This window comes from Dellaglioa sp. CoH-56-MRSF-13 (assembly GCF_056782095.1).
Window position 1 is genome coordinate 38,850 of the sequence record NZ_JBXAYC010000006.1, and the last position, 22,019, is coordinate 60,868.

General features: G+C 34.3%; 17 protein-coding genes. All 17 read right to left on the bottom strand.

The features are described 5' to 3' along the window. Positions 1–38 precede the first annotated feature (38 nt). The 17 genes from zwf to AC1RP1_RS06675 all read right to left on the bottom strand — a co-directional run bounded on the left by zwf (position 39) and on the right by AC1RP1_RS06675 (position 21,914). Positions 39–1,526 carry a glucose-6-phosphate dehydrogenase gene (gene zwf, locus AC1RP1_RS06595; RefSeq protein ID WP_481761841.1) on the bottom strand — a complete coding sequence of 496 codons (1,488 nt, stop codon included), beginning with the start codon at positions 1,524–1,526 and terminating at the stop codon, positions 39–41. Between the two features lie 164 nt (positions 1,527–1,690). After that, complete coding sequence (yajC, locus tag AC1RP1_RS06600) at positions 1,691–2,053, bottom strand: preprotein translocase subunit YajC (protein ID WP_409021441.1); 363 nt, start codon at positions 2,051–2,053, stop codon at positions 1,691–1,693. Between the two features lie 83 nt (positions 2,054–2,136). Then, the gene (gene tgt, locus AC1RP1_RS06605; RefSeq protein ID WP_481761842.1) at positions 2,137–3,282 is read right to left on the bottom strand and encodes a tRNA guanosine(34) transglycosylase Tgt; all 1,146 of its coding nucleotides are present in this window, start codon (positions 3,280–3,282) and stop codon (positions 2,137–2,139) included. 15 nt (positions 3,283–3,297) lie between these two features. Next, positions 3,298–4,338, bottom strand: coding sequence for a tRNA preQ1(34) S-adenosylmethionine ribosyltransferase-isomerase QueA (queA, locus tag AC1RP1_RS06610; RefSeq protein WP_481761843.1), 1,041 nt, complete (start codon positions 4,336–4,338; stop codon positions 3,298–3,300). 17 nt (positions 4,339–4,355) lie between these two features. After that, positions 4,356–5,372 carry a Holliday junction branch migration DNA helicase RuvB gene (gene ruvB / locus AC1RP1_RS06615; protein ID WP_409021443.1) on the bottom strand — a complete coding sequence of 339 codons (1,017 nt, stop codon included), beginning with the start codon at positions 5,370–5,372 and terminating at the stop codon, positions 4,356–4,358. Positions 5,373–5,387: 15 nt separating this feature from the next. Continuing rightward, a complete protein-coding gene (gene ruvA / locus AC1RP1_RS06620; protein WP_481761844.1) occupies positions 5,388–6,002 on the bottom strand; it encodes a Holliday junction branch migration protein RuvA in 615 nt (204 codons plus the stop codon). Between the two features lie 136 nt (positions 6,003–6,138). Next, on the bottom strand, positions 6,139–8,112 hold the full coding sequence (gene mutL, locus AC1RP1_RS06625) for a DNA mismatch repair endonuclease MutL (RefSeq protein ID WP_481761845.1): 1,974 nt from the start codon (positions 8,110–8,112) through the stop codon (positions 6,139–6,141). A gap of 16 nt (positions 8,113–8,128) precedes the next feature. Then, positions 8,129–10,708, bottom strand: a complete 2,580-nt coding sequence (gene mutS / locus AC1RP1_RS06630) for a DNA mismatch repair protein MutS (protein WP_481761846.1) — start codon at positions 10,706–10,708, stop codon at positions 8,129–8,131. A 26-nt stretch (positions 10,709–10,734) separates the two neighbouring features. Beyond that, entirely contained in the window at positions 10,735–11,535 is an 801-nt protein-coding gene (locus AC1RP1_RS06635) for a TIGR00282 family metallophosphoesterase (RefSeq protein ID WP_409021448.1), read from the bottom strand. A gap of 100 nt (positions 11,536–11,635) precedes the next feature. Continuing rightward, a complete protein-coding gene (gene rny / locus AC1RP1_RS06640; protein WP_481761847.1) occupies positions 11,636–13,210 on the bottom strand; it encodes a ribonuclease Y in 1,575 nt (524 codons plus the stop codon). A gap of 147 nt (positions 13,211–13,357) precedes the next feature. Further along, positions 13,358–14,599 (bottom strand): competence/damage-inducible protein A, encoded by a 1,242-nt coding sequence (locus tag AC1RP1_RS06645; protein WP_481761848.1) that lies wholly within the window; start codon positions 14,597–14,599, stop codon positions 13,358–13,360. A 63-nt stretch (positions 14,600–14,662) separates the two neighbouring features. Next, complete coding sequence (gene pgsA, locus AC1RP1_RS06650) at positions 14,663–15,250, bottom strand: CDP-diacylglycerol--glycerol-3-phosphate 3-phosphatidyltransferase (protein WP_481761849.1); 588 nt, start codon at positions 15,248–15,250, stop codon at positions 14,663–14,665. A 59-nt stretch (positions 15,251–15,309) separates the two neighbouring features. Further along, on the bottom strand, positions 15,310–16,152 hold the full coding sequence (locus AC1RP1_RS06655; RefSeq protein WP_481761850.1) for a helix-turn-helix domain-containing protein: 843 nt from the start codon (positions 16,150–16,152) through the stop codon (positions 15,310–15,312). Positions 16,153–16,240: 88 nt separating this feature from the next. Continuing rightward, on the bottom strand, positions 16,241–16,963 hold the full coding sequence (gene ymfI, locus AC1RP1_RS06660) for an elongation factor P 5-aminopentanone reductase (protein WP_481761851.1): 723 nt from the start codon (positions 16,961–16,963) through the stop codon (positions 16,241–16,243). Further along, positions 16,964–18,268 (bottom strand): EF-P 5-aminopentanol modification-associated protein YfmH, encoded by a 1,305-nt coding sequence (yfmH, locus tag AC1RP1_RS06665; RefSeq protein WP_481761852.1) that lies wholly within the window; start codon positions 18,266–18,268, stop codon positions 16,964–16,966. It lies immediately after the preceding gene. Continuing rightward, positions 18,268–19,521, bottom strand: coding sequence for an EF-P 5-aminopentanol modification-associated protein YfmF (yfmF, locus tag AC1RP1_RS06670; RefSeq protein ID WP_481761853.1), 1,254 nt, complete (start codon positions 19,519–19,521; stop codon positions 18,268–18,270). Before yfmF ends, yfmH begins: the two co-directional genes overlap by 1 nt. Positions 19,522–19,637: 116 nt before the next feature. Then, on the bottom strand, positions 19,638–21,914 hold the full coding sequence (locus AC1RP1_RS06675; protein ID WP_481761854.1) for an FtsK/SpoIIIE family DNA translocase: 2,277 nt from the start codon (positions 21,912–21,914) through the stop codon (positions 19,638–19,640). Positions 21,915–22,019: the final 105 nt, after the last annotated feature.

The following is a 22,019-nucleotide window of genomic DNA, read 5'->3' on the forward strand; positions in this document are numbered from 1 at the left end:
AAGAGTTACTTCAATTAATACCGAAGGATTAACGTTTTTTACTTTTTAGGATCGTATATCCAGTAATTACCATCATCCGTTAATAATTTATCTGAAGCCGTTGGACCCATCGATCCACTTAAATAGTTAGGGAATAACGTTTTATCATCATTATCGTTATGCCATGTCTCTAAAATCACATCGGCTACATTCCATGCCTTAGCAACTTCATTCCAATGAGCAAAATTAATTGCATTTCCATCTAACGCATCCAAAATTAACTTTTCGTATGCTTCTGGTGTTTTAGCTTTTGTTTCAGGTGAATTAACATAATCTAAATTCGTTTTATTCGTGTTAAAGCCTTGCCCAATTTCTTTAGTATTAATCGTCAATCTAAATCGTTCATCAGGTTCAACTGTAATTGTTAATACATCTTTACCTAAATGTTCATGTTCAGCACTTGTTCCAAAAATATTTTTTTCAACATTTTTAAAAACAATATTGATTTCAGTATTTTTCTCGACAAGACGTTTACCACTGCGAACATAAACTGGCACACCAGCCCAACGATCATTGTCAATCATTAAACGACCAGCAATAAATGTTTCAATCATTGAATCAGGTGAAATCTGTTTTTCCTCACGATAAGCCTTTTCGGTTCCTGCCTCATTTGCACCATATTGTCCACGAACAAAGTTTTTATTAACTTCATCAGGTTTTAAGATACGGATTGCTTTTAAAGCCTTTAATTTTTCTTTACGAATTTCTGATGCAACAAATTCTTTTGGCATGTCCATTGTTAATAATGAAACAACTTGCATAATGTGATTTTGGAACATATCACGCATAGCGCCACTCGTTTCATAGTACCCGCCACGTTCTTCAACACCTAATGACTCACTCAACGTTAATTGAATATTATCTATATACTTATTATTCCACAATGTTTGCGTAATAATATTACCAAAACGAATTGCTGGAATATTTTGAATCATTTCCTTACCTAGGTAATGATCAATTCTAAATATTTGATCTTCATCAAAAGTATTTGTAATTTCATCATTTAACTTTTTAGCACTTTCAAAATTGCGTCCAAAAGGTTTTTCAATAATTAAACGGTTGAATCCATTTTTAGTTACTAACTTTTGTGACCCTAAATGAGTCGCAATCGTACCAAAAAATTGAGGTGACATTGCTAAGTAGAACATACGGTTACCTTCAATTTGGTATTTTTCATCAAGTTTATCTGCTAATTTTTTTAAAGTTATATAATGTGCAACATCAGTCACATCATGTGATTGATAATAAAAATGTGATACGAAATCAGCAATTTTATTAGCATCATCGCTAACATTAACTAAAGATTCAGTAACAACGTTTTGATAAAAATCATCTGTCCAAGGACGTCTTGCAGTCCCAATTACAGCAAAGTTGGCATCTAAAAATCCTTTTTCAAATAGTTTGAAAAGAGATGGATACAATTTTCGCTTTGCTAAATCTCCGGTTCCACCAAAGATAATAAATAAGGCCTTTTGTTGAGTTTCCATTATTCCACACCACTCTCATTTTTGAGGTTTCAGTCCTCTTTATTAGTAAAATCAATAGTATAAGTTTACATTTTATTAGTAAAATAAACAAGAAAGTTGGTCTTAAACTAGACAATAAAAAAAGTATTAACTCTGATTAGCACAAAGTTAATACTTGAAAATAATTATTTTTCGTCAGAAGAGAATTTATCTTCTTCAGTTTTTGTTTCAATAACTGCATCAGTAGTTGTTTCTTCCTTAACTGCAGCTGCAGGTTCTACTTTAACTGCGGCAGGAAGGACACGTGCGATTGCTGAGCGTTCAAATGTTAAGAAAATACCGTCACAATCAAGTGTAACAGTTTTTGCCTCTTCATCAAAACTATCAATAACGCCGTGTAAACGACCAATAGTTACTACTGCATCCCCAGGTTTTAATTGGTTCATCATATCTTGTTGTTTTTGTTGTTGTTTTTTTTGTGGACGAATCATCATGAAATACATCAAGACGAATAAAGCCACAATCATTAAAATACTACTATATTGCATTAATAAGTCACCTCTATTTCTTTTTTCTTACTACACAAGGGTATCAAACTTATTGACTGAACACCACAGTTATTCAAAAAAATTTAAAAATTCTTAGGATTTTTATCATAAAATCCATATTGTTCAAAAAATGCTTCACGAAATTCTAATAAGTTGTCATCCATAATAGCTTGACGAACATCAGCCATTAAATGTGTTAAAAAATACAAATTATGATAACTAGTTAAACGAATACCAAATGTTTCATCTGCTTTAATCAGATGACGTAAATAAGCACGCGTATAATTCTTACATGTATAACAATCACAGTTTTCATCTAATGGTCTAAAGTCTCGTTCATATTTCGCATTTTTTACAACAACACGGCCCATTGAAGTCATTGTTGTCCCATTTCTAGCAATACGTGTTGGTAACACGCAATCAAACATATCAATTCCACGTAACACCCCATCAATCAAGGCGTCAGCTGAACCAACACCCATTAGATACCGTGGCTTGTCTTCTGGTAACAATGGCGTTGTGAAATCTAAAACGCGGTTCATTTCAGCTTTTGATTCCCCTACCGATAACCCACCTATTGAATAACCAGGAAAGTCCATTGAAACTAAATCACGCGCACTTCGTTCTCTCAAATTTCGATGACCGCCACCTTGAACAATTCCAAATAAAGCCTGTTCTTTCGGATTCAAATGAGCTTCAAGTCCTCTTTCAGCCCAGCGGCTTGTCCGATCAACTGATTTGCTAATATAGTCATAACTTTCAGAAAATGGTGGACATTCATCAAAACTCATCATAATATCCGCACCTAAAGCATTTTCTATGTGGATCGCTTTTTCTGGTGATAAGAATAATTTTTCTCCATTTAGATGACTTCTAAATTTGACGCCTTCCTCAGTAATATCACGCATCTTTGCTAATGAAAATACTTGAAAGCCACCCGAATCAGTCAAAATACCTTTATCCCAATTCATAAATTTATGTAACCCACCAGCTTCTTGTACGACATCTTCACCGGGGCGTAACCATAAATGATAGGTGTTTGATAAGATAATATTAGCACCAAGTTCGTCTAATTCTTCAGGTGCCATTGATTTAACAGATGCTAGTGTACCTACGGGCATAAACATTGGCGTTGGGAAAGTTCCGTGAGGTGTAATAATTTCACCAAGTCTGGCACCTGTCCGTTTGTCTTTTTTGATTAACCGATACTTAATTGCGGGCTCTACCATTATTAATTCTCCATCCTATTTAATATACATTGCATCGCCGAAGCTAAAGAATCGATATTTAGAATCAACTGCATGTTTATATGCGTTTAAAATATTTTCTCTTCCTGTAAATGCTGCAACCAACATTACTAATGTTGATTTTGGTAAATGAAAATTAGTTATAAATCCTTCAACAACCTTAAATTCATATCCTGGTTTAATGAAAATTTCCGTCCAACCACTGTCAGCTTGAATAGCGCCCTTAAATTTTGAGCCAATTGTTTCAAGTGTCCGAATTGTAGTTGTTCCTGTCGCAATAATTTTACCACCTGATTTACGAACATCATTTAATTGTTGAGCTGCATCCTCAGTTAAACGATAAAATTCACTATGCATTTTATGGTCTGCAATATTCGTTTCACTAACAGGTCTAAATGTCCCTAATCCAACATGTAGCGTTAAATAAACAAGATGAACACCTTTAGCTTCAATCTTTTCTAATAATTCATTTGTAAAATGTAAACCAGCTGTAGGTGCTGCTGCCGATCCAACTTCCTTTGAATAAACCGTTTGGTACATTTCTTGATCTTCAAGCGTTTCTTTAATATAAGGAGGTAGCGGCATTTCGCCAAGTTCATTCAGAATTTCCATAAATATACCCTCATATTCAAAACGAATCATGCGGCCACCATGTTCTAGCTCTTCAATGATCGTTGCCGTTAAGCGGCCATCACCAAAACTAATCACAGAACCAACCTTCATTTTTTTAGCAGGTTTTACTAATGTTTCCCAGTTATCACCATCAGTATTGTTCAATAGCAACACTTCGATGTGGCCACCAGTATCAGGTCTAATTCCATGAATTCTAGCAGGCATCACCCGCGAATCGTTCATTACAAGAGCGTCCCCAGCATTTAATTGGTCAATTACATTATAGAAATAATCATCCTTGATTTTACCTGTCTCATGATCCAAGATTAACATCCGAGATGCATCACGTTCTTCTAAGGGTGTTTGCGCAATTAATTCTTGAGGCAATTCATAATCGAAATCTTCAGTACTTAGTTGTTTAGTCAAAATATCGTCATCCTTCTCTATTTATTCTCGTTAAAGTCATAAGGTCGATTCAAATGTTCATAAGCTTCCATTGTTGCAACTCGCCCTCTTGGTGTGCGTTTTATAAAGCCAATTTGCATTAAATAAGGTTCAACCATTTCAGCAATGGTCTCTGTTTCTTCCCCTATATTGGCTGCTAACGTACTCAAACCAACTGGACCACCTTGATAGAAATCAATCATAGTCTCTAAAAGTTTGCGATCTGTCTCATCTAATCCACGGTTATCCACGGCAAGTAGATTTAACGCATGATCAGCCGTTGCTTGGTTAATTTCACTTTGGTCAGAAACTTCTGCAAAATCACGAACTCTTTTTAATAGGCGATTCGCAATTCGTGGTGTTCCACGTGAGCGTCGAGCTAACTCATGAGCGCCACTTTCTTCAATTTTTGTATTGAAAATATCTGCTGATCGAATGACAATTTCTTGCAAATCAGATTGATTATAATAGGCCATATGTTCAACAATCCCAAATCGATCTCGTAACGGTGCTGATAGAAGGCCCGCCCGTGTTGTTGCACCAATCAATGTGAATGGAGGTAGTGGAAAATGAACGGGATGTGCTGTTGGGCCTTGGCCAACAACAATATCTACAAAAAAATCTTCCATAGCTGAATACAACATTTCTTCAACCATCTTGGGTAAACGATGAATTTCATCAATAAATAAGACATCCCCAGGTTGTAATTCATTTAAAAGTGCCACAAGATCTCCAGATTTTTCAATTGCTGGTCCACTAGTTGTTTTAATTTGCACTTGCATTTCATTTGCAATAACCATTGCAAGTGTTGTTTTACCTAACCCAGGTGGCCCATACAACAATACATGATCAAGTGCCTCTTCACGTTGTCTAGCAGCTTGGATATACACACTTAATTCATTTTTAACCTTATCTTGACCAATGTATTGTGATAAAAATTGGGGACGAAGTGACTTTTCAATGGATTCTTCCTGATTATCTTCCGGTTCATTCGAAATAATCCGTTGTTCTGTCATTTTATCAACCTCCTTTTATTTTTTCATTAATAATTTTAAGCCTTCTCGTAGATAAGCATCCGTTGAGTCTGCTTCGAATGATTCTAGATTCTTACTAATAGCCTTAATCTCACGTTGAGAATATCCTAAAGCAGATAAAGCTTCAAGACTTTCTTTCATAAATGGTGATGCTTGTGCCGGAATGAAATCAAGCGATTGTTGTCCTGGCATTGTGGTTGCTTGACCTTCAATATCATCTAATTTACCTTTTAAATCAAGCACGATTTGTTGTGCTGTTTTTTTACCAACACCTGGAAATTTAATTAAATAACTAACATCTTCTGTATTAATCGCATTAACTAAACCACGATGATCATCATTGGCTAAAATAGCAAGCGCACTCTTAGGACCGATTCCTGAAACATTCAATAATTTTTCAAATAATTTTTTTTCATCTAAATCGTAAAAACCAAATAACGTCATATCATTTTCACGAATAGCCTGATAAACAAAAATTTTAACAACTTTTTTTGAATCTTCTTGGTACCTAAATGGGTTAGCAACAAAAATTTGATAGCCTATTCCATTAACTTCTAAAACAAGATAAAAAGGTGTTACAGCCGTTATTTGGCCCATAAAATACTCATACATATTATTTTCCCACTTTTCCTAATCTACATGAATCTGCTTTTAATAGTGTACCATAGACCACTTATTTATACAGTTATCGCTTTTCTTACAAAAAAATCAATTATCACCAAATATTTGGCAACAATTGATTCTTAGCCTAACCTTCGTGACCGGTTTGATGTGAATCTTGAATTCGTTTAAAGAAATGTTCCATGTCTTGATTAGAAAAATGAACTAAAACTGGTCGTCCATGTGGACAATTAAATGGATTTTCAACATTTTTTAGCTCACTTATCAATGCCTTAGCTTGTCGATCATCAAGGTGGTGATTTGCTTTGATTGCCCTCTTGCAACTCATCATAATCGCCGCTTTTTCTCTAAATTCAGCAATCACTATTTTCCCATCTGTGAGTAAGTAATCAATCATTTCTCGAATCGTACTTTCTTCTTGCCCTTCTTTAAACCAGGTTGGATGCTGTCTAATAATGAAACTATTTTGTCCAAATGGTTCAAGGATGAGTCCGATTTTTTCCAATATATCGGTATGTTCAGTAATAATTATAGCTTCACTTACTGTATATTCTAGAACAATCGGTACCAATAGATTTTGCAAGTCACTAGAAACGTCACCAATTTGCTTACGATAAAACTCATAATTAATACGTTCTTGTGCAGCATGTTGGTCTAATATATATAACCCGTCTTCCGATTCTGTAAATAAATAGGTTCCATGCATTTGGCCAATATATTTTAAATCAGGAAACCTTTGTTCACTCTTTTTCGTGGTAGCTATTTCTTCATCATTCTCTTTCTGTACATCGCCTGTTTCATCCGGCGTAACAATAGAAAATGGTGCCACATTAATTTCATTAGCATATTGTGTCTCAAATGTGCTAACTCGTTTCGAATCCAATTGTTCAGCAACTTGAATTGAGATTGGTTCAATATTCCTTGATAAATGATTTAAATTTTCGCCAATTGTAATCTTAGGTTCACCACTTGTTACTGCATCCGTTTGTACTGATGAGAATTTAGGCTTAGCTTGATATTTACTTGAGGCTTCATTCAAATCAAATTGTAATTGATCCGTATCTATTTTTTCACGTTTCTTAGAACTTAAATTCTCTAATGCTTCCGGAATTAAATTTTCTTCAGCAATACGTTCATAGATAATCTTTTTTATAAGTTCAGTTAATTCTGGTTCTTTACTCAATCTTACTTCCTGCTTAGTTGGATGAACATTCACATCAACTAGCATGGGATCTAATTGAATATTCAAAATTGTAATCGGATAGCGTCCAACCATTAATTTTGATCCATATCCTTTAATGATTGCTTTATTTAAATTAACATTTTTAACGTAACGTCCATTAATTAAAATAGATATAAACTGTCGGCCAGCACGCGTTAATTCTGGCAGTGATGTATAACCGCTAATCTTAAAATCTAAATCATGACCCTTAAATTCAAGCATTTGGCGTGCACTTTTGACCCCATAGATAGCTGAAATAGTTTGTTTCAGTTGGCCGTTTCCAGTTGTTTTCAAGACTTCTTTACCATCATGTGTTAAAGAAAATGAAATATTTGTATGGCTCATTGCTAATCGGTTCATCATGTCGCTAATAATTGACATTTCAGTTTGCAAAGACTTTACATATTTTAAACGTGCAGGCGTATTGTAAAATAAGTCAGAGACTGTTATTTCTGTTCCTTTACGACTAGCAGATGATTTTTCATCTACTATCTCACCACCGTTAACAGCAATAACAGCCCCAGGTTGCCCTTCAATAGCTGTATTCAAAGTCACTTTAGCAACTGATGCAATACTTGGTAAAGCTTCGCCACGAAATCCTAGCGTACTGATTTTAAATAAATCTTCTCTTGAAGTAATCTTACTTGTGGCATGACGTTTAAAAGCATTCTGCAGTTGGGATGCCTCAATGCCATCTCCATTATCAATGACTTGAATTAATTTAAGCCCAGCTTCCTCAACGACTACATCAACTTGTGTGCCATGCGCATCAATCGCATTTTCAACTAATTCTTTTACAACAGATGCAGGTCTTTCAACTACTTCACCAGCAGCTATTTGATCCGCTAAAATTGTGGGCAGTTCAATTATTTTTGTCATTCATTCACCTTCAGTTCTATCCGTTCAATTTTTCTTGCCAGTCATATAAGACGTTCATAATATCTCTTGGCGTCATGTTCATCAAGTTAAGTGCTTTAAGTTCATCCACAACTGCTAACTGGTCCTTTGACAAGTTTTCGTTAACAAATAAAGATAACTGCGTATCATCTTCATTGATGGTTGTTGGTAATTCTTTTTTACTATCTGATTGTTTATTTTTTAGCTCTAAATCATCTAAAATTAATGTTGCACGGCTTAACAATTCTGCTGGCATTCCCGCCAATTTAGCAACATGAATCCCATAAGATTTATCTGCAGGTCCTTCTTGAATTTTATGTAAGAAAATTAATTCACCATTTTCTTCAATAGCACCTACATGGACATTTTTTAAAGAACTAACGGTTTCTTCAAGTATCGTTAATTCGTGATAATGTGTCGAAAAAAGTGTTTTGGCATGTACATGTTTATCCACATACTCGATAATCGCTTGTGCGAGTGCCATACCATCATAAGTTGCCGTTCCCCTACCAAGTTCATCAAATAAGATTAAACTATTCTCAGTCGCATTTTCTAAGGCTTGATTAGCTTCTTTCATTTCAACCATAAACGTACTTTGACCTGAAATTAAATCATCTGCTGCACCAATCCGAGTAAATATTTGGTCAAATATTGGCATTTTAGCCGCCTCTGCAGGTACGAAACAACCGATTTGAGCCATCACAACCGTTAATGCTAATTGACGCATATACGTACTTTTACCTGACATATTAGGTCCTGTAATCAATAAAATATCAAGTGTTTCAGGCATTCTAACATCATTTGGTATATAGCTTTGTTTTCCCATCACTTTTTCAACTACAGGATGCCAACCAGCTGTGATATCCAATTGATGACCTTCTTTTAATAATTGTGGTTTTACAAAATGTGAGTCTTCACTAACAACCGCGAAACTTTGTAAGACGTCTAACGTGGCAATTCCTTGAGCTAATATCTGTAATCGTTCAATTGATTTTTTAACAATATCTCTAATTTCGACAAACAATTTATATTCTAAATCCATCGCTTTACTCTCAGCACCTAAAATAATACTTTCACGTTCTTTCAGTTCAGGTGTGATATAACGTTCAGCATTAGTCAACGTCTGTTTTCGTTCATAACGGTCTTTTGGAACATTAATAATATTAGATTTTGTCACTTCGATAAAATAACCAAAAACACGGTTAAATCCAATTTTAAGATTTTTAATCCCCGTTAGATTTCTTTCTTTGGCTTCCATTTCAGCTAACCATTGTTTACCATTTTTCATTGCATCTTGATAAATATCTAATTTATCATTATACCCCGGTTTAAATAGGTGACCATCAGTCACTGATAAAGGTGGTTCATCAACAATGGCACGTTCTATTAAATTAGAAATATCATCGACTGGATCTAATTTATTGATAACATCAGAAAAAGTACCATCGTCAATTTCGTCTAAAACATATTTAATTTTAGGAACTTGTTTAAGCGATAATTTAAGTTGAACTAAATCTCGCCCATTTACGCTACCAAAAGCGACACGTCCTGCCAATCTTTCTAAATCATAAACTTTAACTAACTCTTCTTGTAACGTACTTCTTTCAAAATAATGGTTAATCAATAAATCAACCTTATTTTGACGGTCTAAAATTTCAGCATAGTTAATAAGCGGTCTATCAATCCACTGTTTAAGTAAACGACCACCCATAGCTGTTTTTGTGTCATCTAATAACCACAATAAAGTACCTTGCTTCTTGCCCGTTCGAATATTTTGCATTAATTCTAAATTATATTTTGAATAATGATCCATTTTCAAGAAAAAATCAGGCTCATAATGAACTGCTTTTTGTAAATGATCTAAACTTCGTTTTTGCGTAACTGAAAGATACGTTAACAAGTCAGTTACAACCGAGATTTCTAGTGAATCTGTTAAATCTTGAATCGCATAACTTGATTCAGCATGATTTTCAACAATTTCTTGTTTAGAAAGCATAATATTTAATTTTTCTAATGTTTCGATTGTTTCATCAGACAAACTATCATTAATCACAATTTCTTTAGTTCTCAAACTCATTATTTCATTAATTAAATTATCTAAATTATCTAAGCGACTCGTTTTTAATTCACCTGTTGATAAATCAACATAAGCAAATCCAAAACTATTGTTGTCTTCTATAATAGCTGTTAAATAATTATTTTCTTTAGACTCCTTCGCACCGTTATCCATCGTTGTTCCTGGTGTTACTAGCTGAATAACTTCACGTTTAACCATACCTTGAGCTAATTTAGGATCTTCAACTTGTTCACATATTGCGACTTTGTATCCTTTTTCAACTAAAATATCGATATAATTTTGAGCAGCATGATGCGGTACGCCACACATTGGAATAGGATCATCAGCTTTTTTATTACGTGTTGTTAACGTTAATTCGAGTAATTGCGACCCTTTAACAGCATCATCATAAAATAGTTCATAAAAATCACCAAGACGATAAAACAAAAAAGCATCAGGATACTGTGCTTTAATGTCAAAATATTGTATCATCATTGGCGTTAGTTTTGTTTTTTGCGGCATAGTCGAGATGCCCTCCTATCTCTAAATTAATCCATAAAAGGATGGTCATCATTAATTAATACAGGGAATATCTTTTTAGCATGTCCCGTTTTGTCATCAATATCTATCACACAAGCAGATAACGTTTTACGACCTGTTTCATCCACTTCAAATCGTGTTGGCATTTGCGATAAAAAGCGACCAATTACATTTTCACGTTTCATTCCTAAGATACCATCGTATGGTCCTGTCATACCAACATCTGACATAAAGGCAGTTCCTTTAGGTAAAATACGCGCATCATTAGTAGGCACATGTGTATGCGTACCTACTACCGCAGATACTTGACCATCTAAGAACCATGCTATAGCTTCTTTTTCACTCGTTGTTTCAGCATGAAAATCAATAAAAATGAAATCAGTCTCTTTTTTGACTTCTTCTAAAATATCTTGAACAACTGCAAACGGATCATCTGAAGGAGACATAAAAACACGTCCTTGCAAATCAATCACAGCTAATTTTTGCTGATTAATATTAATAATTGTATGTCCAATCCCAGGTACTTGGTTTGCTGAGAAGTTAGCTGGTCTAATTAATTTTTTTGCACCACCAATAAAATCTTGAATATCTCTATTATCCCAAGTATGGTTACCCATGGTTACAACATCAGCACCTGTTTGAAGGAATGCTTTATAGACAGATTCATTAATACCTCTACCCTTCGTTGCATTTTCACCATTTACAATGGTAGCCTGTGGATGAAATTTTCTTTTTAATTTTGGTAAATACTCTTTAATCATTTGTTGACCTGAATCGCCAACGACATCTCCGACAAATAATAAACGCATGGTTGTCCTCTTTTCTTATATATAAAACTAGTTTAACATTTTTTCTTTTTAATAGACAAAAAATGATGATTTAAGAAATTAATCTTAAATCATCATTTTTTTATTTAGCATACTCAATTGCTCTTGTTTCTCGAACGACAGTCACTTTAATATGTCCTGGGTATTCGAGTTCATCTTCAATTCTGTTTTTAATATCTCGAGCTAAGACAGTTGCTTGAATATCATTAACTTCATTTGGCGTGACAATAACACGTACTTCACGACCAGCTTGAATTGCATAACTTTTCTGTACACCTTTAAATTCATGTGTAATATCTTCAAGTTTTTCAAGTCTATGAATATAATTTTCTAACGATTCACTTCGTGCGCCTGGTCTTGCAGCTGAAACAGCATCTGCCGCTGCAACAAGAATAGCAATAGTATATTTAGCTTCAACATCACCATGATGTGAAGCTATAGTGTTGATGACAACATCATTTTCTTTATACTTCTTAGCTAATTCAAGGCCAATTTCCACATGTGAACCATCAACTTCATGATCAACTGCTTTACCAATATCATGTAACAATCCTGCGCGTTTTGCTAATGTAACATCTTCACCCAATTCAGCGGCTAACACACCTGCTATTTTGGCAACTTCAATAGAATGGCTTAACACATTCTGACCATAACTTGTACGATAATTTAATCGACCAATTGTTTTAATTAAATCAGGATGAATTGTATGAAGTCCGAGATCAAAGGTTGTTTGTTCACCTAATTCACGAATTTTTTCATCCATTTCTTTACGTGATTTTTCAACCATTTCTTCGATTCGTGCCGGATGAATCCGACCATCTTGAATTAATTTTTCAAGAGTCATTTTGGCAATTTCACGACGAATTGGATCAAACCCACTTAAAACGACTGCTTCTGGCGTATCATCGATAATTAAATCAATCCCTGTTAAGGTCTCTAATGTTCGAATGTTACGTCCTTCGCGGCCAATAATACGGCCTTTCATTTCATCATTTGGCAAGGTAACTAATGAAACAGTTGTTTCAGATACCATGTCAGCTGCACTTCTTTGAATAGCTTGAGCAACTAAATCTTTAGCATTACGATCAGCTTCTGATTTAGCTTGCTTATCACTTTCCTTAATCATAACAGCTCGTTCATGACTTAATGATTCTTTCGTATCGTCCATAATAATAGTCTGTGCTTGTGTTTGTGTTAGAGAAGCAACTCTTTCAAGTTCTTCTTGTTGTTCCTGAATCAGTGAAGTAGCTTCTTGTTGTTTTGTGTCAACAAGTTTTTGGTCAGACGTTACTTTTTTCTCTTTGTTCTCAAGCGTTTGTTCTCGTTTATCTAGTGCGCCATCTTTACGATCTAAAGTTTCTTCACGTTGAATTACTCGATTTTCTTGCTTTTGAATTTCTGAACGTCGTTCCTTTAACTCATTGTCTATTTTATCACGATAACTTTGACTTTCTTCTTTAGCCTCTAAAACAGCCTCTTTTTTCTGAGTCTCAGCATCTTTCTTTGCACTTTTTAAAATACCTTCAGCCGTATGCGTTGCGACATCAAGTGTTTTTTCGAAATTTGACTTTCTATATGCAATTCCAATAAAAATTCCAACAACTAAAGCAATAATAGCGATGATAGCGAGGATTAATACGGTTGTTATAGATCCCATAAAAGTCCACCTCCGCATCATCAAATAATGATTAATTTAACTAATCATAAATTTTTAGATGTTTTTTATTTTGTTCATATACACTTTAGTATTTTACGGTTAATTGCCCCCCGCTGTCAACAACAATCCATTGCCAAATTTAATTATTTACTCATTAATTTCATCAAATATCCATTTAAGTCCACTTAGAACACTTCTTTGTCTAATTGTTTCTCTATTTCCAGCAAAATGAAATTGTTTTGCAATAACGGGACTATTTTTAATTGCTAATCCAATCCAAACCGTTCCAGCTTTCTGATTTTCAAGCTCATCTGGACCTGCAACACCAGTAAATGAAATAGCAATATTTGTTTTCATTTTATTTTGTGTTTGTTGGGCCATTTGTTTAGCGGTTTCTTCACTAACAACACCATATTTTTTAATATCTTCAGTCGAAATACCTAAAATATCAGATTTGGCTGTATTAGCATATGTTATAAATCCACCATCATAAATTTTTGAGACACCTGGTATTTCTGCTAATGTACTTTGAAATAATCCAGCTGTTAAACTTTCGGCTGCAGAAATAGATAAGTTTTTTTCAATTAATTTAGTTACAACAATATTTTGTAACGAATTGTCATCCCCATAGCCATAGAAATAATCACCAACTTTGGAAAGTACATAAATCTCCATTTCGTTAATTAATTCTACAGCTGATTTTTTGTCTGTAGGACTTGCCGTAATTCGCAAAGTGACCTCATTTGTCTTGGCGTATGGTGCAATAGTAGGATTAGTTTGTGAATCAATTATCTCTTTTAATTCAGTCACCAATTTAGATTCACCAATGCCATAAAAACGTAAAACTTTTGATTCAAGATGACTATTTAAGTTATATTCTTCTTTTAATAGCTGTTCAACTTCCTTATTAAACATTGTTTTCAATTCCTTAGGTGGTCCAGGTAATAATAAGAAATCACACGAATCACCTTTGTAAAAATCACCAACAGCCATTCCAGCATGATTTTTAATTGGTTTTGATCCTTCTATATACAAAGCTTGTAATTTGTTGTTTTCAGTCATTTGACGACCCGTTTGTGTAAAATGATCTTCTATTTTTAACATGGCGTCCTTATTTTCAACTAACTTCTCATTTAAAAATTTGGCGACCATCTGCTTCGTTAAATCGTCTTCTGTTGGTCCTAAGCCACCAGAAAGGATAACCAAATCATTTCGTTTTGAAGCCAGTTCAATTGCCTCTAACATTCGTTCTTCATTATCCCCTACAACTGTCTGATAAAATACATTTACACCTAAATCAGCTAATTTTTCAGCTAAGAAAGCACTGTTCGTATTTACAATTTGTCCTAATAATATTTCTGTACCAACCGCAATTATTTCTGCATGCATGATGTTGCCTCCTAATTTAATTAAAAAAGACTAAAACGGTTAAATGTTTTAGTCTAAATATTTTTATTTTTCAAATGAATCTGAGAAAATAGCTCTATTTTGAACAAAGTAATCAATACCTGAATAAACAGTAAAGAATAAACAAATATAAAGAAAAATGGCAGCCATAGGTACATTAATTGCTGCAAATAACACATTATTTAAAAACAATAAAATAATAGCTATCATTTGGGTTGTTGTCTTAATTTTGCCTGGCATAGCTGCAGCCATAACTTCCCCATCATTTTCAACAATAATCAATCGTAATCCTGTTACCGCAAGTTCGCGACAAACAATAATTGCAGCTACCCATGCAGGTACTTGGTTAAATGAAACAAGGATAACAAATGCAGTCATTACAAGCATTTTATCTGCCAATGGGTCTGCAAATTTGCCAAAATTAGAAACTAAATGTTGGCGACGTGCAATTTGACCATCTAAAAAATCTGTTAATGAGGCAGCTGCAAAAATAATTGCACCAATTAGATGTGTCACCTGAATCTGTGTACCAACCCAAGTAACCATTCCCCAATCAATTGGTAATAACAATACAAGCATGAAGATTGGAATTAAAATAATCCGCACAACCGTTAATTTATTTGGTAAATTCATAATGATCCCCTTTTTCAAAAATTGCCAACAACATAGTATCCGTTGTTGACAATTCTGGCTTATTTAATATTTACAGTAACTGTTCTAACTTGTAGAGTTGCATTTGTTTTCATAAAATTAAATTTTTTACCGTTAATCGTGATACTCATAGCTGGTGCATTACCAAAGCTAAAGACAAATGACTTTGTACCGGCTGGGATTGTAACAGTATCCGTTGCATCTGAGACAAGTGTTGCTTGCCATAGTTGTGTGCCATCAGCCGTAATTGAGCTCCAAGCAGCACTACCAGAAGCTACTAATTTAACTTTAGAAGTTGTTGGTGCATTTTCCATTGTGTAAACAGTGTTTGTTCCCGCATCTGAAACATATGTTAATTTTTGCGTTTTCTTATCAGATGAAGAACTAGCCTTTACTGATTCAGAACTAGAAGTTTTAGTTTTTGAGTCAGTTGAAACAGATACTTTAGAACTTGAACTTTCAATTTGAGTATCTGTATCTTTACTATTCAATGTCACACCATAAATTGTACCCAAAATCCCTAAGACAATCACAACAATAATAATTGTTGGCAAGTACGACATAAACTTATCAAAATTACCGTCTTTTGGTAGTTTAGCAGACTTTTCAGAACGTGATACTTGTTCCTTTGCAACGACTGTTTCTTGTGTATCTGGAAGTGTTTCATTGAATTCTTTTAATAATTTATCCCCATCCAAATCAACCGTCTCTGCATATTGTTTAACAAATGCTCGAACGTAAAAATCTCCTGGTAAATCAGAAAATTTTTCATCTTCAATTGCAATCAAATAACGTTTTTGAATTTTCGTCATTTGTTGTAAATCATCTAACGTATATCCTTTATTTATTCTCGCTTCTTGTAATGTTTTTCCAATTTCACTCATGTCTAATTCTCCACTTAGTTTAATAGTTAATCTTCTAACAATCAGTATAACATAATCGTCATGTCCAATTTGTTAAAATTTTATTATTTTATTTCAACCATCCGCCTGAAACATAAATCGTTTGACCGGTGAGGTACCCTGCCTCTTTGGCTAATAATTGTTTTACCCAAAATCCAATTTCTTCGGGATGTGCGAAACGTCCCATTGGAATTTCACTTGAGATATCTTTCTTTGCATCTTTCGAAAATTGTTGATTCATTTTTGTATCAACTGCGCCTGGTGCCACCACGTTAACCGTAATACCTAACGAGGCAACTTCTTTACTATAAGCATTGGCAAAGGACGATAACGCACCTTTTACAGTACTGTACAGTACTTCCATTGGGCTACCAACGCCTCCATAAATTGACCCAATAAATATAATTCGGCCAAAATGATTTTGGGCTAACTTTGGTTCCAATTTCTGAATTAATGCCAATGGTGTTTGAACTTGCATCTTCATCATTTTATCTAAATCAGACATTGGGGCTTCATTGAATAAATGGTAAGAAGTTGTTCCTTCAGCAAATATTACAGCATCTACGGCAAATAGTTGGGATATCACTGGATCAACATTAGTCGCTGTCATATCAAATTGTAACGGCAAAAAATCTTGTTTTGGATATTTTCCCCTCAACTCTTGTGTTAATCCCATAATTGCTTCATCATTTTGATAATAATGCATTGTTAGCGACCAACCAATATCTGCCAATTGTCTTGCAATCATTTGACCAATATCACCAGACGCTCCAAAGATAACTGCCCAACTCATTTAATCATCCTCTTTAGCCATAATTTGGTAGACACTAATTGCTTCAGAACGAATAAAATCTTTAGCTCCTTGGCGAACTTGATCTAATGTCATATTTTCAATAATTGGTGCCCTATCAAAAACAGTGGCATCATCAAACAAATCACCATCATACTGATTTGCAATGCTCTCAAGTGAGTTCATCGATTGAATGGATTGACCTAACATTTCACGTTTAGCCAATTCAAACTGGGCCTCAGCCCCTGAAAGGTACTCTGACGCATTCTCTAAAATATGAATAATGGCATCCGATAACTTTTGAGGGTCATCAGTATCACCACTAATACTTGCAAAATGGAAGCCACGTTCAATTTCAAATTCATAGCCAAAGGAATCATCTAACGTCCCTTCATCATATAATTTCATATATTGAGGGGCCGTGTCACCAAACAAAAGATAAAGAAGCATATGGATTGTCTCTTTGTATTTCAAGCCGTTACGGCCTTCTGGAACATTATCTAATCCTTTTATACCAACAATTGTTTTAGCACGTTGAATGGCCATCTCAGTTGCACGATATGGCATGATGTCTGAACCGTCTACTTGAGTTTCTGGAATTAATCGTTTAATTGTTTCTGCTGCTTCTGGAAACTTTTTATGATTTTGATTATTTTTAATTAAATCTAAAGTTTCTTCTGGATCAACATTTCCTACAATAAATAAATTCATATTACTTGGATGATAAAATGTTTCATAGCACTTATATAAATCATCTGCCGTAATTTTATCGATTGATTCAATTGTTCCAGCGATATCACTGCTAACCGGGTGATTTGGGTAAAGGTTACCTAAAATACCAAAGTATAAACGCCAATTAGGATCGTCGTCATACATTTGAATTTCCTGTCCAATAATTCCCTTTTCTTTTTCAACTGTTTCAGGTGTAAAATACGGATCTTGCACAAAATCTAGTAATGTTTCAATGTTTTCAGGAACATGATTAGAGCTTGAAAATAAGTAGCTCGTTCGTGTAAAGCTTGTGAAAGCATTTGCACTAGCACCATATTCTCCAAATAAATCAAACGCATCATGATCTGCTTTTTCAAACATTTTATGTTCTAAAAAATGGGCGATACCATCCGGTACATGAACAACATCTTCTTCACCAATTGGTACAAATACACTATCAACTGAGCCATAATTTGTTGTGAATATACCATAAGTTTTATGAAAACCTTTACGAGGTAATATATTTACTTTCAAGCCATTTTCCAAAGTTTCTGTATATAATATTTCGTCAAACTGCGGGTATTCTAATGTTTTCATTAATTAATTTCCCCATTCAAAAAGAAGATTGCTTGTAATTTAACATTACGAGCGATAGCTTGAACGGCAGCTTTATCCACGCTATTAATGCCGTCTATCCACTCTGTTGCACTAACTTCTGTGCTTGTTAATTGATCAATCATCGATTGATTAATTAACGCCATTTGTGAGTCAAGACTACTTTGATATTGGTTAATCATTGTCATTTTTGTTTTATTTAATAGTTCATCACTAATGTCACCTGCGATAATATCATCTAATTGTTGTTGAACAATTTCGATAACTTTATCTTTATTTTGTGGTTCAATGCCTGTTTGTACAGTTAAAATACCTCTAAATGTATCTAACGAGCTACTTGCATAATAAGCCAAACTAGCTTTCTCACGAACATTTACAAATAACTTAGCTAGTGGTGAACCGCCAAAAACGCCATTGAAAATAAGACCCGCATAGTACCCATTTTCTCTGTAATAAACTGGTAACTGATATGCCAGATTTAATTTACCCTGAGTCACTGCTTGCGTTTCTGTTTTAGTCACAACTTCTTTAATAGCTTGATCATAGAATATAGGTATCATTTTAAAATCTCGAGGTTTAAAAGGCAACGTTTTAACAATAGTTTCAGTTTCTGATTCATCTAATTCACCAAGGACGAAAATGTCTACTCGATTAGTTGTAAGCATTTGTTTGTAGTAATCAAATAAGCTAGTTGCAGTTATCTTTTCAATATCTTCTACAGTCCCATAGCTAGGAATAGCTTGATCGTTTTGAAAGTAAAGTTTCTGTAATTCTAATCCTGCGTACGATTGTTTATCATCACTAATACTTCTGATAGACATCATCAAATTTTCCTTTTGGCGTTTAAATGTTTCTTCGTCAAAATGGCCATCAGTCACATTCGGATTGAAAATAATTTCTTTGATAAAAGCAAATATTTTTTTTAAACTTTCTGTTTTATGTTCTAAGAATTTATCGTTTACACCGTTTAAAATTAAACTTATTAAGTGAAAGTTTCCTTTTTTACTAACAGTGATACCAAAACTTGCACCATAAAGTTCTGATAATTTTTCGGCTAATTTTTGTTGAGATGGATATTCTGCACTACTAATTTCTAATAAGTTAGCTAATAGCATACGTTCTGCAGATTCTTTTCCGGTTAAAGGTGCTATAAAATTAATAACGATTCTATTCGTTTTAAATTGACTATTTTCAATAACAGTTAAGTTGACACCTGTTTCTAATTGTTTACGCACGAAAATGTGCCTCCTTTTAAATCGGATGTTCTTTTACCATGATAATTGAAAGACTAGTGAAACACAAATTTAATTGTTTCGTAATCTGTTTAGGCTAAACAAAAAAACTGAAAGCCCTAATTAGGACCATCAGTTTCTTCATTTATCAACACTTTGCGCGGCTTACTTCCCTCTGGCGGTCCAACGATTCCTTTTGCTTCCATTTCATCAACAATTCTAGCAGCTCGATTGTAGCCAATCCTAAAACGTCTCTGTAACATGGATACACTGCAAGATTGTTCATGAGTCACTAATTTAACAGCGTCCCCAAATAATTCGTCTTCTGAATCAGACGCTGATCCTGAGTTAGCTGTTTCTTCATCAGTCACAATCATCGTTTCATCGTATTGTGGTTCTTGCTGATTTTTAATAAACGAAATAACACTTTCAACATCTTTATCTGAAATGTAAGCATCTTGTACACGAATGGGTTTATTTAGCCCCATTGGTAGGAATAACATATCCCCACGACCTAAAAGCTTTTCAGCACCATTACTATCAATAATTGTTCTCGAGTCAATCCCACTGGAAACAGCGAAAGCCATACGTGATGGTACGTTAGCTTTAATCAATCCTGTGATAACATCAACAGATGGACGTTGCGTTGCCAAAATCATATGGATTCCAGCTGCTCGAGCCATTTGTGCTAAACGAATAATCGCATCTTCAACCTCATTCGAGGCTACCATCATTAAATCTGCCAATTCATCAACAATGACAACAATATAAGGTAACGTTGCTCTTTTTTGTCCGTCATCTGCGTTTTCTTGCATAATCATTTGATTATATCCAGAAATATTACGTTGACTAGCATCTGCAAACAATTCGTAGCGTCGCTCCATTTCAGAAACAACCTTATGTAAAGCTCGTGATGCTTTTTTAGGATTTGTAACAACCGGCGTTAATAGATGTGGAATACCATTATAGACACCTAACTCTACTTTTTTAGGATCAATCAACATAAACTTAACCTGATTTGGTTTCGTATTCATCAATAAACTTGTGATAATGCCATTAATTGCAACTGACTTACCACTACCAGTTGAGCCAGCAATCAATAAATGCGGCATCGTTGTTAAATCTGCTGTTACCAATTGGCCTGAAACATCGCGACCTAAAGGAACTTCGAGAACTTTATCTGGTGTTGGATTCTTTTGTTGAGATTCAATCACATCCCTGAATGAAACCATTGATACTTTAGAATTTGGTACTTCAATCCCAATAAGTGATTTTCCAGGAATTGGTGCTTCAATTCGAATATCTTTGGCAGCAAGTGCTAAGGCTAAGTCATCCGCAAGGTTAACAATTTTACTAACTTTAACACCAATTGCCGGATGTAATTCATATTCAGTAACAGATGGTCCTAAACTCACACTTTTAATTTCAACATCAACACCAAAGCTTTCAAATGTTTGCTTCAATATTTTTGTGTTTTTTTCAATTGTTTTATATTCGCCACTTTGGTCTTCTTTTGGAATTTTTGTAAGTAATGTAACTGGTGGTAATTGGTAATCTTCATTATCATCAGCCACTGTACTTGATATTATCTTAGGATCATCTTCTGAATCTAATTCTGAATCTGGTTCTTGTTGCGTAATGATAGGTGGTTCATCAACGGTCACTTCTCGTTCAGTTTTTATTTCCTTTTCTTCAGTTCTATGGTCAATTACAGGTTTTAATTCTTCTTCATCTTGTTCTGCTTTATTTTCTTTTCTTTCTTCTTTAAAACTATCTATTGCTACTTTCATTCGGCGAAAACCTTCTCTTGTCCAAGCAATAATTACGTTTAGATAGCGTTGAACAGTATACATAACTTCTGAAAAAGAGAGATCAAAAAAAATAAATAATCCGGCTAAGATGAAAAGTACACTAACAATATAGGTGCCTGCTTGTGAAATTAAGAAGTACGATAATTGGTATAAGCTTGCCCCTATCATTCCACCGCCAACTGTTGAACTAACTGCAGATTGTCGAAAATCGGAAACAAGTGTCTGCCATGTATATTGAATAAATTGGCTATGCACCGATGAGTGCCCAACAAACCAGGCTTCAAGAAAGACTAAAACACCAACATATAAAATAACGGATCCCCAATTAATTCTTTTCTTAACTTTGGGCTCTTTTCCCATAATCATTAAGTAACTTCCATATACACCGAGAATTAATAATGCGAATTGATATGTATTACCAACAAACAAACGGAAAACGTTAGCAAATAAAGCACCCAAATATCCCAGTGCTAGCACACCAAATATTCCAAACAATAAAAATATAACACCAATTATATTTTTAGAAAATTTGTATTGAACTGTTTTTTTTGTTGTTCTTTTTTTTCTTTTCTTTTTTTGAGCCAAAACAGTTCCTCCTTCTGTTAAAATAGATACTCAATTATACCATATCTTAATTACCTTCCGTGTCATTGTCTAGTCATTTCCACAAAAAGAGAGTTAATAACAATT